Source organism: Variovorax sp. 679 (assembly GCF_003952185.1).
Lineage (GTDB): Bacteria > Pseudomonadota > Gammaproteobacteria > Burkholderiales > Burkholderiaceae_C > Variovorax.
In genome coordinates, this window is the sequence record NZ_RXFS01000008.1 from 79,763 (window position 1) to 95,753 (window position 15,991).

Below are 15,991 nucleotides of genomic sequence, written 5' to 3' on the forward strand. Positions count from 1 at the left end.
CCCCGCTGCCGGGGCTTTCGGTGCGGTCGATCAGAGGTTTTCCGACAGCCTGTCTTCGCGCGGATGCAGCGGTACTTCGGCGCGCAGCGCCGTGAGCAGCTCGGGCACATCGGTGCCGGTGCGGATCAGGCTCATCTGCCAGTCACCCATGAAACCTTCGCGCACGCTGTGCGCAAGGAAGCCGAGCAGGCCGTCGTAGTAGCCGGCGGTGTTCAGGATGCCGGTGGGCTTGTCGTGATAGCCGAGCTGGCGCCAGGTCCAGATCTCGAACAATTCCTCGAAGGTGCCGATGCCCCCCGCCAATGCGACAAAGGCGTCGGCGCGCTCGCCCATCATGGCCTTGCGCTCGTGCATCGTGTCGACCACGTGCAGCTCATCGCACAGGGGGTTGGCCAGTTCCTTGTCGACCAGCGCCTTGGGGATGATGCCGACGACGCGTCCGCCGGCCTGACGGGTGGCCTCGGCCACCGTGCCCATCAGGCCGGTGCGGCCGCCGCCGTAGACCAACTGGCCGCGATGCTGGCCGATCCATTGGCCGACCGCTTGCGCGGCTTGAGAAAACTCGGGGCGCTCGCCGGGGCGCGAGCCGCAATACACACAGATCGAAAATTCAGGAGTCATCCCGCCATCATGCCGCAGCCGATGGGCCTGCTCATGACATGAAGCGTTGCCACAGCGCCGCCGCCCATATACCGCCGCACAGCGTGAGCGATAGCAGCACCGCGGCGCTGCCCATGTCCTTGGCGCGCTTGGAGAGGTCGTGCCACTCGGGGCCGATGCGGTCGATGGCGGCTTCCACCGCAGTGTTGAGCAGCTCGACGATCATCACGAGGATGGCGCTGCCCGCGAGCAGCGCGACTTCGACCCAGCTGCGCCCGAGCCAGAAGGAGGCGGGGATCATCACGATCGACAGGATTGCTTCCTGCCTGAAAGCGGGCTCGCTCCAGCCGGCACGCAGGCCGTGCAGCGAAATCAGCGTGGCATGCCAGACGCGCTCGAAGCCCTTGCGGGCCTTCTGCGGGTTGACGGCGGGATCGGGAAGATTCGGCAAGGCACTCATCGGCGACTCATCGGTTTGGAGGTGATGAGCCGCGTACCGGCCCAGGCGTCGTGCCAGAACTGGCGGTCGGGGTGAAAGCGCGCCAGCAGGGCCCAGATGGCGACCCAGCCGAAGATCAGCACGGTCGATTCGCCGCCCGACAGCTTGAATGGCGCAATGGCGGCCAATGGCGGCAGGAACCAGATCCAGCTCAGCAGGTAGCGCGCCAATGCGCGGCGCTGGCTGATGGGTTGGTTGTGCACGTCGACGATACGGATGTTCCAGGTTTTCATGGCGAGGGTCTGGCCCTTGGTCCAGAACCAGACGAAGTACACGCCGAATACCACGAAAAGGAAAGCCTGGAGCAGATGGCGTCGCGAATCCATGGCGTCGCGCATCTGGCCCAGCGTGCTGAAGAGCCAGCCCGAGACGAACACCACCGCGAACAGCAGCATGCCCTCATAGAGCCAGCATGCCATCCGGCGCCACAGGCCCGGAACTATCGAAACAGGAGCACTGGTTGCAGAGGGAGCCGGCGAGGCAGGCTGATCGGAGCCCGAAGCCTCGGGGGAGCTGGATGCCATCGAAGCCTAGCGGTCAGGGAGTGGTTGAGGGCGATTCGGCTGCCGACGACGGCGCGGGCACCTGGGCTTCAGCGGGAACCGGGGGAGCCGCGACGCTGGACGGGGCAGGGGCGGCCGGGACGACGGAAACAGCTGGTGTTGCAGTGGCGGCGGCAGGGGCGCGTTCCGGCGGCGATGCCACCATGATCGTCGCTGGAGGCGTGGCGGTGGGGGCGGGTGGCGGGGTCAGCAGAATCCTTGGCGTGTGTTGTCCGCCGGGGGTGACGGCGGGTACCGGCACGAGCTTCTGCGACGAAACCGGTCGCACGGGAATGGCGGCGCCGCGCGGCTTGGGCGGAGCGCGCTCGGCAAGCTTGCGCTTTTCTTCCTCGCTCAGGGCTTGGTACTGCTCCCACTTGACCTTGCGCTCGTCGGGCGGAATGCGCTTCACCTCGGCGAAGTTCAGGCGGGCCTGTGCGCGCTGCTGGTTGCTCAGGGCTGCCCATTCGATCATGCGGCTGTGCAAAGTGGACTGGTCTTCCGCCGACATGCTTTCGAAGTTGCGCGACAGCGCCAGCCATTTCCGCTTTTGCCCGACATTCAGTGTGTTCCAGTGAGCATTCAGCGGCTTCAGCGCCTGCTGTTGCTCGGCCGTGAGCTCGCTCCAGAGCGGCTTGGTCGTCGAGACGGCCTTGGGGCTGGAAGCAGGCGCGGAGCTGGTCGAGGCAGGGCTCCCCGCGGCTTTCGACGCGGCCTCGGTGTGAGGCTGGGCGCAAGCAAGCGTCAGACTGAAGGCCGCGACAGCAAATGCACCCGCCCAAATGACTGCGCCCGCCGGAAGCGGGCGCAACGGGCGGGGGCTGTTCGCGCTGATAGTGGAACGGCGTCGCATTCGATCGATGAAGGTTCAGTCGGAGGCGTTGTCGGCCTTGAGGAATTGGGCAAAACCAGGATCGGTATAAGCGGCGGGCGGCAGATCGCCCGTGAGCAGCGCGGAGTCCACTTCTGCCAGCTCGCTGGCACGGTCGTCGTCCTGCATCACGCTGATGGTGATCAGCCCGGCGACCAGCGCGATCAGGGGTACGACGGAACCGATGCGAGTCCACCAACTGCCACCCATCACGAGCGCATGACCCGACTGCACCACCACGGGCGCGGCCCGCAATTGCGGTGGCTGCTTGCGTGCGGCCACTGCCTGCGCGCGTGCCACGCGCAGTCGCTCGCCGATGTCGTGCGGCAGTTCCCGGTTGCCGGCCGAAAGGCGGGCGGCCAGACGCTGACCGAACTGATCCTCGGCGACGGTGGTGATTGAGGTTGGAACCTTAGTGTTCATAGCGATATTCCCTTGGCCTTGAGCGCCTTGCTCAGAGCGTGAACGGCTCGCGAGCAATGGGTTTTAACGCTGCCCTCGGAGCAGCCCATCGCGGCGGCCGTCTCTGCGACGTCCATTTCCTCCCAGTAACGCATCAGGAAAGCCTCGCGTTGACGACCCGGCAATGCTGCGATCTGCTCCTCGATTTCCTGGAAGATCTGGGCGCGGCGGGTCGTGTCTTCGGCGCTCTCCGACTCTCTGGAGTCGGTTGGCGAGACGAAGTTCTCCAGCAGGTCGAAATCTCCGTCGTCGTCGACAGATTCGAAGTCGCTGAGGTTCGAGAACAGTGCACGACGGGTTTTCTGGCGGCGGAACCAGTCGAGCGTGCAGTTCGACAGGATGCGCTGGAACAGCATCGGCAACTCGGCCGCCGGCTTGTCGCCGTAGTGCTGGGCCAGCTTCATCATGCTGTCCTGCACGATATCGAGGGCCGCTTCTTCATCCCGCACGTGGTAGACCGAGCGCTTGAAAGCGCGCCGTTCGACGCTTTTCAGGAAGTCGGAGAGTTCTTGTTCAGTAGCCAAGCGAGAGGGGGCGCGCAGGGCGCGCCGCGTGGGGAATGGGTCTAGCGATCGCGTATGTTCAACGCCGCGGATTATGCCTTTGTGGCTTTACAAAGCAGCTGAAGCGAATCTGAACGCCCGGAAATGTCATAATCCGCCCTGCAAGTCAAAAGGCAAACGGGTCACGGTCCGGCGGAACATCAGTCCGCCCATGGCTTTGGCCTCAAGTCCTGGCGCGACCTCACAAGGGTTGGCAAGGGGCACCCAAGGTATTTCGTTCCCGAAATAAACAAAGGTTGATCATGGAAATCTCCAAGGCGGAAATCATCTCCGCAGCCGCCGCGTCCGCAGGCGCTGGCAATTCAACGCAAGAACTCATGGGCGCCGAAGTGCTGGTCAAGGCACTGCAGGCCGAAGGCGTCCAGTACGTCTGGGGCTACCCGGGCGGAGCGGTTCTCTATATCTACGACGCGTTCTACAAGCAGGACACCATCCAGCATGTGCTGGTGCGCCATGAGCAGGCGGCCGTCCACGCGGCCGACGGTTATGCGCGCGCTACCGGCGAAGTCGGCGTGGCGCTGGTCACTTCCGGTCCCGGCCTGACCAATGCGGTCACCGGCATCGCGACGGCGTACATGGACTCGATCCCGATGGTGATCATCTCGGGTCAGGTGCCGACGGCGGCCATCGGCCTCGATGCCTTCCAGGAATGCGACACGGTCGGCATCACCCGACCCATCGTCAAGCACAACTTCCTCGTCAAGGATCCGAAGGATCTGGCCATGACGATGAAGAAGGCCTTCCACATCGCACGCAGCGGCCGTCCGGGCCCCGTGGTGGTGGACGTGCCCAAGGACGTCTCCTTCAAGAAGATTCCGTACGCAGGCTATCCCGACAAGGTCGAGATGCGATCGTACAACCCGGTGCGTAAGGGTCATGGTGGCCAGATCCGCAAGGCGCTGCAGTTGCTGCTGGCCGCCAAGCGCCCCTATATCTACACCGGTGGTGGCGTGCTGCTGGGCAACGCCTGCAACGAACTGCGCACGCTGGTCGACATGCTCGGCTACCCGGTCACCAACACGCTGATGGGCCTGGGCGCCTATCCGGCGAGCGACCGCAAGTTTCTGGGCATGCTGGGCATGCACGGCACGATCGAAGCCAACAACGCGATGCAGAACTGCGACGTGCTGCTGGCCGTGGGCGCCCGCTTCGACGACCGCGTGATCGGCAATCCCAAGCACTTCGCGCAGAACGAACGCAAGATCATCCACGTCGACATCGACCCGTCGAGCATTTCCAAGCGCGTGAAGGTCGACATCCCGATCGTCGGCGACGTGAAGGACGTGCTCACCGAACTGATCTCGATGATCCGCGAGAGCACCGCCAAGCCCGACGCCGGTGCGTTGGCCGACTGGTGGAAGACCATCGAGGCCTGGCGCTCGCGCGACTGCCTGAAGTACGACCGTGGCAACAAGGATGTGATCAAGCCGCAGTACGTGGTCGAGACCCTCTGGAACATGACCAAGGACACCGACACGTACATCACGTCGGACGTGGGTCAGCACCAGATGTGGGCTGCACAGTACTACCGCTTCGACGAGCCGCGCCGCTGGATCAACTCGGGCGGCCTGGGCACCATGGGCGTGGGCATTCCCTACGCCATGGGCATCAAGCTCGCGAAGCCCGATTCGGAAGTGTTCACCATCACCGGCGAAGGCTCGGTGCAGATGTGCATCCAGGAACTCTCCACCTGCCTGCAGTACAACACGCCGATCAAGATCTGCTCGCTCAACAACCGCTACCTGGGCATGGTGCGCCAGTGGCAGGAGATCGAATACTCCGGCCGCTACAGCCACAGCTACATGGATGCGCTGCCCAACTTCGTGAAGCTCGCCGAGGCCTATGGCCACGTCGGCATGCTGATCGAGCGTCCACAAGACGTGGAGCCGGCGCTGCGCGAGGCACGCAAGCTCAAGGACCGCACGGTGTTCATGGACTTCCGCACCGACCCGACGGAAAACGTGTTCCCGATGGTGAAGGCCGGCATGGGCATCACCGAAATGCTGCTGGGTTCCGAAGACCTCTGACCGGTCGACGGAACGTACATTCGCTCAACTCTTTACTGACGAATCTATTGCCCGCCAAGCCCGCGCATTACCGTGCACGGGGGAGGGCGGCGAAAAGAGGAGTCACGCAAACATGAAACACATCATTGCAGTGCTGCTGGAAAACGAGCCGGGTGCTCTTTCCCGCGTGGTGGGCCTGTTCTCGGCCCGCGGCTACAACATCGAATCGCTCACGGTGGCACCCACGGAGGACGCGAGTCTTTCGCGCATGACCATCGTCACCGCAGGTTCGGACGACGTGATCGAGCAGATCACGAAGCACCTGAACCGCCTGATCGAAGTGGTGAAGGTCGTCGACCTCACCGAAGGCGCCTACACCGAGCGCGAGCTCATGATGGTGAAGGTGCGCGCGGTCGGCAAGGAGCGCGAGGAGATGATGCGCATGGCGGAAATCTTCCGCGGCCGGATCATCGACGTGACCGACAAGAGCTACACCATCGAACTTACCGGCGACCACGGCAAGAACGACGCTTTCCTGGAAGCGATCGAGCGTAGCGCTATCCTCGAGACTGTCCGCACCGGTGCCAGCGGCATCGGGCGCGGCGAGCGCATCCTGCGCGTGTAGGAGGGTGAAGGCGCCCTCAGTTCATACGTTCATCCATACATGAGGCAAAAGTGATGCGAGGTCTGCTCGGTTTCGACAGGATGGTGACTCCGGCGATCGTCCGGGGGCTCTACCTTCTGGGGCTGCTGGGCGTGATTGCTCTGGCCGGGGCTGCGCTCTACCAGGGGCAGTACCTGCCGGCCTTCGTGGCCCTGATCTTCGGCACCATCGCCGTTCGCATCTTCAGCGAACTGTTCATCGTGCTGTTCCGTATCCACGACAGCCTCGTGTCCATCAACCAGCAAATGAAGGACCGGAATTCCTCCGGCCTTTGAGTGAAGTGCATCCCTGTGCGGGTGCTCGAGATTTTTTAGGAGAGATTCAAATGAAGGTTTACTACGACAAGGACGCTGACCTGAGCCTCATCAAGGGCAAGACGGTTGCAATCATCGGCTACGGCTCGCAAGGCCATGCGCACGCGCAGAACCTGAACGACAGCGGCGTCAAGGTCGTGGTCGGCCTGCGCAAGGGTGGTGCCTCGTGGCCCAAGGTCGAGAAGGCCGGCCTTAAGGTCGCCGAAGTCGCCGACGCCGTGAAGGCCGCCGACGTCGTGATGATTCTGTTGCCCGACGAGCAGATCGCCAACGTCTACAAGAACGACGTCGCTCCGAACATCAAGGAAGGCGCTTCGCTGGTGTTCGCGCACGGCTTCAACGTGCACTACGGTTTCGTTCAGCCGCGCGCCGACCTCGACGTGTGGATGGTCGCTCCCAAGGCCCCGGGCCACACCGTGCGCAGCACGTACACCCAAGGTGGCGGCGTGCCCCATCTCGTGGCCGTGCATCAGGACAAGACCGGCAAGGCGCGTGACCTCGCGCTGAGCTACGCCACCGCCAACGGCGGCGGCAAGGCCGGCATCATCGAGACCAACTTCCGCGAAGAAACCGAAACCGACCTGTTCGGTGAACAAGCGGTTCTGTGCGGCGGTACGGTCGAGCTGATCAAGGCCGGCTTCGAAACGCTGGTGGAAGCCGGCTACGCGCCCGAAATGGCGTACTTCGAGTGCCTGCACGAGCTGAAGCTGATCGTCGACCTGATCTATGAAGGCGGCATCGCCAACATGAACTACTCGATCTCGAACAACGCCGAATACGGCGAGTACGTCACCGGCCCGCGCGTCGTGACGGAAGAGACCAAGAAGGTCATGAAGCAGGTGCTGAAGGACATCCAGACCGGCGAATACGCCAAGAGCTTCGTGCTGGAAAACGCTGCCGGCGCTCCCACGCTGATCAGCCGCCGCCGCCTGAACGCCGAGCACCAGATCGAAGTCGTCGGCGAAAAGCTGCGCGCGATGATGCCCTGGATCAAGAAGAACAAGCTGGTCGACCAGACCCGTAACTGATCTGCAAGCCAGAAGGGCGCTTTTAGCGCCCGTTTCCCAAGGGCCACCCGTTGCGGTGGCCCTTTTGCTTGACGAGGGGCGGCACGGCCCCTGAACTACACTGCGAACCATGCGATTCAAAGATCAAGATGCTATCAAATGGATAGCTACCAGCGCAGTGCCCATGAGGGACGGAGGCAAATCCAATGCATGACGACACGCTCCCTGACGATGTGCAGCCGCGCAAACGCCGCAAGGGCATCTACATCCTGCCGAACCTGTTCACGCTGGCGGCGCTGTTCGGCGGCTTCTATTCGGTCGTAATGGCCATGAACGCGCGCTTCGACCTCGCGGCGCTCGGCGTGTTTGCCGCGATGATCCTCGACAGCCTCGATGGCCGTGTCGCTCGCATGACCAACACGCAGAGCGCGTTCGGCGAGCAGATGGATTCGCTGTCCGACATGGTGTCGTTCGGCGCGGCGCCTGCGCTCATCGCCTACGAATGGTCGCTCAAGGGACTTGGCCGCTGGGGCTGGATCGCGGCCTTCGTGTACTGCGCTTGCGCGGCACTGCGGCTTGCGCGCTTCAACGTCAACACCGGCGTGGTCGACAAGCGCTGGTTCCAGGGGCTGCCGTCGCCCGCGGCCGCGGCGCTCGTGGCGGGCTTCATCTGGCTCGTGAACGAATGGGGCAAGCGCGGCGGCGAGGTGCTGTATCTCTCGTGGACGCAGATCACCTGGGTCACCTTCGCTTTCACGCTGTACGCGGGCCTCACGATGGTCACCAATGCGCCGTTCTACAGCTTCAAGGACATCCAGATGAAGAAGAGCGTGCCCTTCGCGGTGATCGTGCTGATCGCGCTGGGCATTGCCGTCATCAACATCCATCCGCCGACCGTGCTGTTCAGCCTGTTCGTTATCTATGGCCTGAGTGGCTACGTGGTCTACGCATGGCGCAAGGCAAAGGGCCAGCCGGCCAGCGTGATCAGCACCTCGACGGAAGAGCCCGACGAACGGGGTTTGCATAACTGACTGCGGCTTGTGCTACATTCGAAAGCCTCATGACCAAGATTTCGCTGCTGGCCCTACTAGCCCTCCCTCACGGGCGGAGACGGTAGCGCACGCGCAAATCCCTCACCACGGCCCGTTCGCACCAGCAACGGGCCGTTTGTCTTTTAGGGTTGCTGGTCGATTACCAACCATCACAGAGAAATCGACATGCTCAAGCAACCTCAAAGCAAATACCGCGCATTCGCCCCGATCGGCCTCAAGGACCGTACCTGGCCCGATGCCGTGCTGACCAAGGCGCCGATCTGGCTGTCGACCGACCTGCGCGATGGCAACCAGGCGCTGGTCGAGCCCATGGACATCGCGCGCAAGATGCGCATGTTCGAAACCCTCGTGGCCATCGGCTTCAAGGAAATCGAAGTTGGCTTTCCCTCGGCATCGCAGATCGAATTCGACTTCGTGCGCAAGCTCATCGAGGAAGACCGCATTCCCGACGACGTGACGATCCAGGTGCTGACGCAGGCGCGCGACCACCTCATTGCGCGTACTTTTGAATCGCTGCAGGGCGCTCCGCGCGCCATCGTGCACCTCTACAACGCCGTCGCACCCGTGATGCGCCGCGTGGTGCTCAACATGAACGAAGACCAGATCGTCGAACTCGCCAGCAGCCATGCGCGCATGTTCAACGAGTTCGCCGCCAAGCAGCCGAACACGCAGTGGACCTTCCAGTACTCGCCCGAAATGTTCTCGGGCACCGACGTGAACTTCTCGAAGCGCGTGGTCGACGCGGTGACCGAAGTCTGGGCGCCGACGCCCCAGCGCAAGTGCATCGTCAACCTGCCCACGACGGTCGAGCACTCCACGCCGAACATCTTTGCCGACATGATCGAGTGGATGCACCGCAACCTCGCGCGCCGCGACTCCATCGTGCTTTGCGTGCACCCGCACAACGACCGCGGCACCGGCACCGCCGCTGGTGAACTGGCCCTGATGGCCGGCGCCGAGCGCATCGAAGGTTGCCTGTTCGGCAACGGCGAGCGCACCGGCAACCTCGACCTCGTGAACGTCGCGCTCAATCTCTACACCCAGGGCGTTTCGCCGGGACTCGACTTCTCGAACATCGACGAGATCCGTGCCACGGTCGAGCACTGCAACCAGATTCCGGTACATCCGCGCCATCCGTACGTGGGCGACCTCGTCTATACCTCGTTCTCGGGCTCGCACCAGGACGCGATCAAGAAAGCCTTCGCTGCACGCAAGGAAGGCGACATCTGGGAGATGCCGTATCTCCCCATCGATCCGAAGGACGTGGGCCGCAGCTACGAGGCCGTGATCCGCGTGAACAGCCAGTCCGGCAAGGGCGGCATGGCTTACCTGCTCGAGAGCGAATACGGCATCGAGATGCCGCGCCGCCTGCAGATGGAATTCATGCAGTCCGTGCAGCGGGTGATGGACGTGGCCGGCAAGGAACTCACGGCCGCCGACCTCTGGCAGCTGTTCGTGCGCGAATACGGCATCGAGACGGCGCAGTCCCTGCAGAACCGCGTGATCGAGGAGGGCGGCGAGGGCGCCAACGCCTCCGTGGTGCTGCGCGGCGACCTGGCCTGGGACGGTGAAGTCCACGCCATCGAAGGCCGCGGCAACGGTCCTATCGACGCCTTCACGCAGGCACTGAGCAAGGCCACCGGCCACACGGTGCGCGTGATGGACTACCACCAGCACGCCATCGGCGCGGGCGCCGACGCGAAGGCGGTGGCCTACCTGGAGCTGCGCGTGGACGAGAGCCAGACGCTGTTCGGCGTGGGCATCGACGCCAACGTGATCACGGCATCGCTGAAAGCGATTGTTTCGGGCGTGCAGCGTGCGCGGGCCCGGGGCGCACACGGGGCACAATCGGCGGTTGAAGTCGCCTGACTCTGCTGCACCGACCCTTGGTCGGGTGCGCGTGGGTGACGCACAACGGAGACCCACGATGACCGACCAACTCATTATTTTCGACACCACCTTGCGCGACGGCGAGCAATCGCCGGGCGCCTCGATGACGCGCGACGAGAAACTGCGCATCGCCAAGCTGCTGGAGCGGCTGAAGGTCGACGTCATCGAGGCGGGCTTTCCTGCCAGCTCGAACGGCGACTTCGAGGCCGTGAAGGCGATCGCCAACGCGATCAAGGATTCGACGGTGTGCGGCCTCTCGCGCGCCAACGACCGTGACATCGGACGTGCGGCCGAAGCCCTCAAGGGCGCGGCCCGCGGGCGGATCCACACCTTCATTGCCACCTCGCCGCTTCACATGGAAAAGAAGCTGCGGATGTCGCCCGACGAGGTGCATGAGCAAGCCAGACTGGCCGTGCGCTTCGCGCGCAACCAGATCGGCGACGTGGAGTTCAGCCCGGAAGACGGCTACCGCAGCGACCCGGACTTCCTGTGCCGGGTGCTCGAAACCGTGATCAACGAGGGCGCCACCACCATCAACGTGCCCGACACCGTCGGCTACGCCATTCCCGAGCTCTACGGCAACTTCATCAAGACGCTGCGCGAGCGCATCCCCAACAGCGACAAGGCGATCTGGTCGGTGCATTGCCACAACGACCTCGGCATGGCCGTGGCCAACTCGCTGGCCGGCGTGAAGATCGGCGGCGCGCGGCAAGTGGAATGCACCATCAACGGCCTGGGCGAGCGCGCGGGCAACTGCTCTCTCGAGGAAGTCGTCATGGCGGTGAAGACCCGCAAGGACTACTTCGGGCTCGACCTGCGCATCGATACACAGCACATCGTGGCCGCCAGCCGCATGGTCAGCCAGACCACCGGCTTCGTGGTGCAGCCCAACAAGGCGGTGGTGGGAGCCAACGCCTTCGCGCACGCCTCGGGCATCCACCAGGATGGCGTGCTCAAGGCGCGCGACACCTACGAGATCATGCGTGCGGAAGACGTGGGCTGGACGGCCAACAAGATCGTGCTGGGCAAGCTCAGCGGCCGCAATGCCTTCAAGCAGCGCCTGCAGGAGTTGGGCGTATCCATGGACAGCGAAGGCGACATCAACGCCGCGTTCCTGCGCTTCAAGGAGCTGGCCGACCGGAAGTCCGAGATTTTCGACGAGGACATCCTCGCGCTGGTCAGCGCGGAAGAGGTGTCGAACGTTGGTGAGCAGTTTGCTTTCGTCTCTCTCTCCCAGCACAGTGAAACCGGCGAACGCCCCCAGGCGAAGGTCGTTTTCACCGTCCAGGGCAAGGAAGTCACCGGCGAATCCGACGGTAATGGCCCGGTTGATGCTTCCCTGAAGGCCATCGAGTCGCACGTCAAGAGCGGCGCCGAGATGGTTCTTTACTCTGTAAATGCCATCAGCGGCTCGACGGAAAGCCAGGGAGAAGTTACAGTCCGGTTACAAAACGCAGGGCGGGTGGTCAACGGTGTGGGTGCAGACCCGGACATCGTGGTCGCTTCGGCAAAGGCTTATTTGAGTGCGCTCAACAAGTTACAGAGCCAAGCTGAGAGAGTTGCGGCACAAGGTTAGGTTTTCGGGCGATCCTTGGTATTCGAATGAAGAAGGGGATGCAAGTAACTGATATTGCGTGTCTTTTTTGATTTCGATACACTGCGGTCCTCGTTTGTCGCCGCTGGAGATTTTTTAATGCCTGAAGCCCGCCCTAGCCGAGTTTCCAGCCAGCGGTTCCTACCCGCGTTCAAAGCCCTCGCCGTCGCGCTGTGCGCCACGGCGTTTTTGCTGCCTGGTGCCCAGGCCGCCAAGAAAGAAAAGCCCGCAGCCGCCAAGACCGCCGTCGCCAAGAAGGCGAAGGGGCCGGTGCCTGTGGAAGTCAAGCGCAACGCAGCGTCTTCCAAGACTGCTCGCGGTGCAGCCCCTGTAGTCGTCGCCAAGCGCGGCGAACGTGCCGAGAAGGTGGTTCGCGGCGGCCGCAATGTCGTGGCCACCATTCACAAGAAGAACGGAAAGACCGTGGTGGCCGTGCAGCGCCGCTCGGTGGTCCGTGTCGCCGAGGCGCCTCCGCGCCAATCCTTCGGCCAGATGGCCGGTCTGCATGGAACCGAAGACGCGCTCGACCTGAAGTCGAGCGTCGCGCTGGTCATCGACCAGGACACGCACGAGGTCCTGTTCAGCAAGAACGACCATGCCGTGCTGCCGATCGCGTCGCTCACAAAGCTCATGACGGGCCTGCTCATCAGCGAGGCCCATCTGCCGAACGACGAGCTCATCACCATCACGCAGGACGACGTCGACACCGAGAAGCGCAGCAGTTCGCGCCTGACGGTCGGCACCACGCTCTCGCGCGGCGAACTGCTGCACCTGGCACTGATGTCGAGCGAAAACCGCGCCGCGCACGCGCTGGGCCGTACCTACCCGGGTGGCCTGACGACCTTCGTGAGCATCATGAACGCCAAGGCCAAGATGCTGGGCATGAAGGACACGCGCTACGTGGAACCCACGGGCCTGTCGAGCCGCAACCAGTCGAGCGCGCAAGACCTGGCGCTGCTGGTCAACGCCGCATATGCCGATGCCACCGTTCGCTCGCTGTCCACCTCGCCTGAATACCAGGTCGAAGTCGGCAACCGCGTGCTGCAGTTCAACACCACCAACCGCCTCGTGAAGAGTCCCGATTGGGAAATCGGCGTGCAGAAGACCGGCTACATCTCCGAAGCCGGGCAGTGCCTCGTGATGCAGGCCCGGGTGGCCGGCCGCAAGCTGATCATGGTGTTCCTGGATTCGGCCGGCAAGTTCAGCCGTATTGCCGACGCCGAGCGGGTTCGCCGCTGGGTGGAGGCGACGCATGCAGCCGGCTCTCCGGCAGCTTCGTCGCGCAATACCGCGTATCAGATCGCGGGCTGATCGGCAGTCACTACTCGCCAGCTCCAACGAAAACAGGCCCTTCAAAGGGCCTGTTTGCTTTTGTGGGGTGCTTCCGGCCGGTGTCAGGCGCCGGGCGATGGAAGGTTGCTGCTTCCAGAGGGTGACTGCGTAGCGGTCGTGCCCTCCTTGAACCCCAGCGCGCCCGAGATTTCATTGGCCGTGGCTTGCAGCTTGGGCAGCCAGCCCTCGTCCAGCCGGTCGGCCGGCGCGGAGATCGACAGCCCTGCCACCAGCTTGCCCTGGTCGTCGTAGATGCCGGCAGCCATGCAGCGCACGCCCAGTTCCAGCTCTTCGTTGTCGCGGGCAATGCCGTACTGGCGTGCCTTCGAGAGCTCGCGCTCCAGCGCCGGCAGTTGGGTGATGCTGTTGCGCGTGTGGCCGGCGAGGCCGGTGCGCGTGGCGTAGCTGCGCACCCGCTGCGGATCGTCCGCGGCCAGGAACAGCTTGCCGGTCGAGGTCAGGTGCAGGGCGGCACGGCCACCGATGGCGCGCACCACCTGCATGCCCGAGCGTTCGCTGTAGGAGCGCTCGATGTACACGATCTCGTCGCCCTGGCGCATGCTGAGGTTGACGGGCTGCTGCGTCAGCTTGTGCAGTTCACGCATCGGGCCCAGGGCCGCGTCGCGCACGTTGAGCCGGCCCTTGACCAGGTTGCCCAGCTCCAGCAGGCGCATGCCCAGCCGGTAGCTGCCGGCTTCAGGGCGGTCGACGAAACGGCCGACCGCCAGGTCGTTGAGGATGCGGTGCGTGGTGGACGGATGAAGCCCCGTCTTTTCGCTGATCTCCTTCAGCGAAATGGCGTCCTCGCGCGATGCCAGGACGTCGATCAGCGCGAACATGCGCTCGATCACCTGGATCACGGGAACGGCGGGAATGTCGGATTGGTTTTTTCTCATGGCGCTCTGCGGTGATGACCGGGCGCCATTTTACCTTGTGAAATCACCCGGCGCTTGCCAACGGCCATCCAGCAACACTTCATGAGGGGAAAACCGCGCCTTGTAGTTCATCTTCGGGCTGTGCTCGATCCAGTACCCGAGGTAGACATGCGGCAACCCCAGCTTGCGGGCCTGTTCGATCTGCCAGAGCACGCTGTAGGTGCCGTAGCCGGTGGATGAGGCCCCCACGCTCGGCACTGCGTGCTCTCGCTGCCCCTCCGAGGGGGCGTCCGCTTGCTTGGGGCGGCCCGGCGCTACGCGGGTATCGGGCTCGTAGAAGGTATAGACGGCCGAGATGCCGTCGTTCAGCACGTCGAGGATCGACACCATCCTGAGCGCGCCCGCGCTGCCGTCGGGCAGCGTCTCGCGAAACTCCACCAGGCGCGAATTGACCCGGCTCTGCAGCAGGAACTGGGTGTACTGGTCGATGCTGTCGTGATCCATGCCGCCGCCCGCGTGGCGGCCGTTCTGGTAGCGCAGGTAGAGCTGGTAGTGCTCCGGCATGAAGCACAGCTTGAGCACGCGCGCCTGAAGGTCTGCATGCTGCTTCAGCGCCCGGCGCTGGCTGCGGTTGGGGCGGAAGGTGTTGGCCAGCACGCGCAGTGGAATGCAGGCACGGCAACCGTCGCAGTAGGGCCGGTAGGTGAACATGCCGCTGCGCCGGAAGCCGCTGAGCACCAGGTCGGAATAGGCGTCGTTGTGGATCAGGTGGCTGGGCGTGGCCACTTGCGAGCGGGCCTGCCGGTCCGGCAGATAGCTGCAGGGATAAGGCGCAGTTGCGTAGAACTGCAGCGTGTGAAGCGGGAGATCCTTGAGGTGCGTCACGTCAGTGAAGGAGGTCGCGCGGAAAGGAGTTCGGACCAGTATACGGGGTCGAATCGCCACCGTGGGCCCTCTTGTTGCCGCGCCCCGGCGACGTGCGCGACGAAGCGTTTGCGCGCCATTTCGCGGGCACCGAGGCTCGCGAGGTGGGCGGTGTTCTGCTGGCAGTCGATCATCCGCACGCCGAAGTGGCGGCACAGCGACACCAGCGCGGCCAGTGCGATCTTCGAGGCGTCCGGCCGTCGGGTGAACATCGACTCGCCGAACACCGCGCGGCCCAGCGCAACGCAATAGAGGCCGCCCGCCAGTTCGCCGTCGATCCATGTCTCGACGCTGTGGGCGTACCCGGCGCGGTGCAAATCCGTATAGGCCTTCACCATGTCCGGCACGATCCAGGTGCCCGACTGTCCCACCCGCGGCGAGCCCGAGCAGGCCTTGATGACCGCCGCGAAATCGTGGTCGACGCGTACCTCGCAGCCGGGCGTCTCGACGAAGCGAGCCAGGGTCTTGCGCAACGATCGGTGCAGCTTGAAATCGGCCACCTGAAGCACCATGCGCGGGTCAGGGCTCCACCAGAGGATCGGCTGGTCTTCGCTGAACCACGGGAAGACGCAGCTGCCATAGGCCTGCATCAAAGTATCGACGTCGAGCGCGCCGCCTGCTGCCAGGAGACCGGGTACCGGGTCGGCCACGCCCCAGGCGGAGGCGGGGTCGGGAAGGGCATCTCCGGGTTCGAGCCAAGGCAGTTGTCGCATGGGCATAGGTATACACGGCTTCGCAAATTCCGATCCGGTGGGCGAAAATCGCGTACTGCCGACACCGCCACAAGGGTTCGGCC

General features: G+C 63.9%; 17 protein-coding genes. 8 read left to right on the plus strand and 9 right to left on the minus strand.

Annotated elements, in window-relative coordinates:
• Positions 1 to 30 precede the first annotated feature (30 nt).
• From EJO71_RS21245 to EJO71_RS21270, 6 genes are read right to left on the minus strand one after another with little or no spacing between them, the layout of a single operon-like run.
• Positions 31 to 621 (minus strand): TIGR00730 family Rossman fold protein, encoded by a 591-nt coding sequence (locus EJO71_RS21245; RefSeq protein ID WP_125950655.1) that lies wholly within the window; start codon positions 619 to 621, stop codon positions 31 to 33.
• A gap of 31 nt (positions 622 to 652) precedes the next feature.
• Positions 653 to 1,060 carry a diacylglycerol kinase gene (locus EJO71_RS21250; protein ID WP_125950656.1) on the minus strand — a complete coding sequence of 136 codons (408 nt, stop codon included), beginning with the start codon at positions 1,058 to 1,060 and terminating at the stop codon, positions 653 to 655.
• A complete protein-coding gene (locus EJO71_RS21255) occupies positions 1,057 to 1,623 on the minus strand; it encodes an RDD family protein (protein WP_125950657.1) in 567 nt (188 codons plus the stop codon). Before EJO71_RS21255 ends, EJO71_RS21250 begins: the two co-directional genes overlap by 4 nt.
• A gap of 13 nt (positions 1,624 to 1,636) precedes the next feature.
• Positions 1,637 to 2,494, minus strand: coding sequence for a DUF3106 domain-containing protein (locus EJO71_RS21260; RefSeq protein WP_125950658.1), 858 nt, complete (start codon positions 2,492 to 2,494; stop codon positions 1,637 to 1,639).
• A 15-nt stretch (positions 2,495 to 2,509) separates the two neighbouring features.
• Positions 2,510 to 2,935 carry a DUF3619 family protein gene (locus EJO71_RS21265; protein WP_125950659.1) on the minus strand — a complete coding sequence of 142 codons (426 nt, stop codon included), beginning with the start codon at positions 2,933 to 2,935 and terminating at the stop codon, positions 2,510 to 2,512.
• Positions 2,932 to 3,498: an RNA polymerase sigma factor gene (locus EJO71_RS21270; protein WP_125950660.1), complete on the minus strand. Its 567-nt coding sequence runs from the start codon at positions 3,496 to 3,498 to the stop codon at positions 2,932 to 2,934. The genes EJO71_RS21265 and EJO71_RS21270 overlap by 4 nt, the downstream gene beginning before the upstream one ends.
• Before the next feature lie 281 nt (positions 3,499 to 3,779).
• Here EJO71_RS21270 and EJO71_RS21275 point away from each other — a divergent pair, with 281 nt between their 5' ends.
• The 8 genes from EJO71_RS21275 to EJO71_RS21310 all read left to right on the plus strand — a co-directional run bounded on the left by EJO71_RS21275 (position 3,780) and on the right by EJO71_RS21310 (position 13,375).
• Positions 3,780 to 5,564, plus strand: a complete 1,785-nt coding sequence (locus tag EJO71_RS21275) for an acetolactate synthase 3 catalytic subunit (protein WP_125950661.1) — start codon at positions 3,780 to 3,782, stop codon at positions 5,562 to 5,564.
• Between the two features lie 112 nt (positions 5,565 to 5,676).
• Entirely contained in the window at positions 5,677 to 6,168 is a 492-nt protein-coding gene (ilvN, locus tag EJO71_RS21280) for an acetolactate synthase small subunit (protein WP_125950662.1), read from the plus strand.
• Between the two features lie 53 nt (positions 6,169 to 6,221).
• A complete protein-coding gene (locus tag EJO71_RS21285) occupies positions 6,222 to 6,482 on the plus strand; it encodes a DUF4282 domain-containing protein (protein WP_125950663.1) in 261 nt (86 codons plus the stop codon).
• 50 nt (positions 6,483 to 6,532) lie between these two features.
• Entirely contained in the window at positions 6,533 to 7,549 is a 1,017-nt protein-coding gene (ilvC, locus tag EJO71_RS21290; protein ID WP_081266312.1) for a ketol-acid reductoisomerase, read from the plus strand.
• Between the two features lie 185 nt (positions 7,550 to 7,734).
• Positions 7,735 to 8,559, plus strand: coding sequence for a CDP-diacylglycerol--serine O-phosphatidyltransferase (gene pssA / locus EJO71_RS21295; protein ID WP_125950664.1), 825 nt, complete (start codon positions 7,735 to 7,737; stop codon positions 8,557 to 8,559).
• A gap of 186 nt (positions 8,560 to 8,745) precedes the next feature.
• Positions 8,746 to 10,449 (plus strand): 2-isopropylmalate synthase, encoded by a 1,704-nt coding sequence (gene leuA / locus EJO71_RS21300; protein ID WP_125950665.1) that lies wholly within the window; start codon positions 8,746 to 8,748, stop codon positions 10,447 to 10,449.
• A 58-nt stretch (positions 10,450 to 10,507) separates the two neighbouring features.
• Entirely contained in the window at positions 10,508 to 12,046 is a 1,539-nt protein-coding gene (locus EJO71_RS21305) for a 2-isopropylmalate synthase (RefSeq protein ID WP_125950974.1), read from the plus strand.
• Positions 12,047 to 12,163: 117 nt separating this feature from the next.
• On the plus strand, positions 12,164 to 13,375 hold the full coding sequence (locus EJO71_RS21310; protein ID WP_125950666.1) for a serine hydrolase: 1,212 nt from the start codon (positions 12,164 to 12,166) through the stop codon (positions 13,373 to 13,375).
• Between the two features lie 83 nt (positions 13,376 to 13,458).
• On the opposite strand, the gene EJO71_RS21315 is transcribed toward EJO71_RS21310, so the two are convergent.
• The 3 genes from EJO71_RS21315 to aat are packed head-to-tail and all read right to left on the minus strand — an operon-like array spanning position 13,459 to position 15,908.
• Complete coding sequence (locus tag EJO71_RS21315) at positions 13,459 to 14,292, minus strand: IclR family transcriptional regulator (protein WP_125950667.1); 834 nt, start codon at positions 14,290 to 14,292, stop codon at positions 13,459 to 13,461.
• A 30-nt stretch (positions 14,293 to 14,322) separates the two neighbouring features.
• The gene (locus EJO71_RS21320; protein ID WP_125950668.1) at positions 14,323 to 15,156 is read right to left on the minus strand and encodes an arginyltransferase; all 834 of its coding nucleotides are present in this window, start codon (positions 15,154 to 15,156) and stop codon (positions 14,323 to 14,325) included.
• Positions 15,153 to 15,908: a leucyl/phenylalanyl-tRNA--protein transferase gene (gene aat / locus EJO71_RS21325; protein WP_125950669.1), complete on the minus strand. Its 756-nt coding sequence runs from the start codon at positions 15,906 to 15,908 to the stop codon at positions 15,153 to 15,155. Before aat ends, EJO71_RS21320 begins: the two co-directional genes overlap by 4 nt.
• Positions 15,909 to 15,991 lie beyond the last annotated feature (83 nt).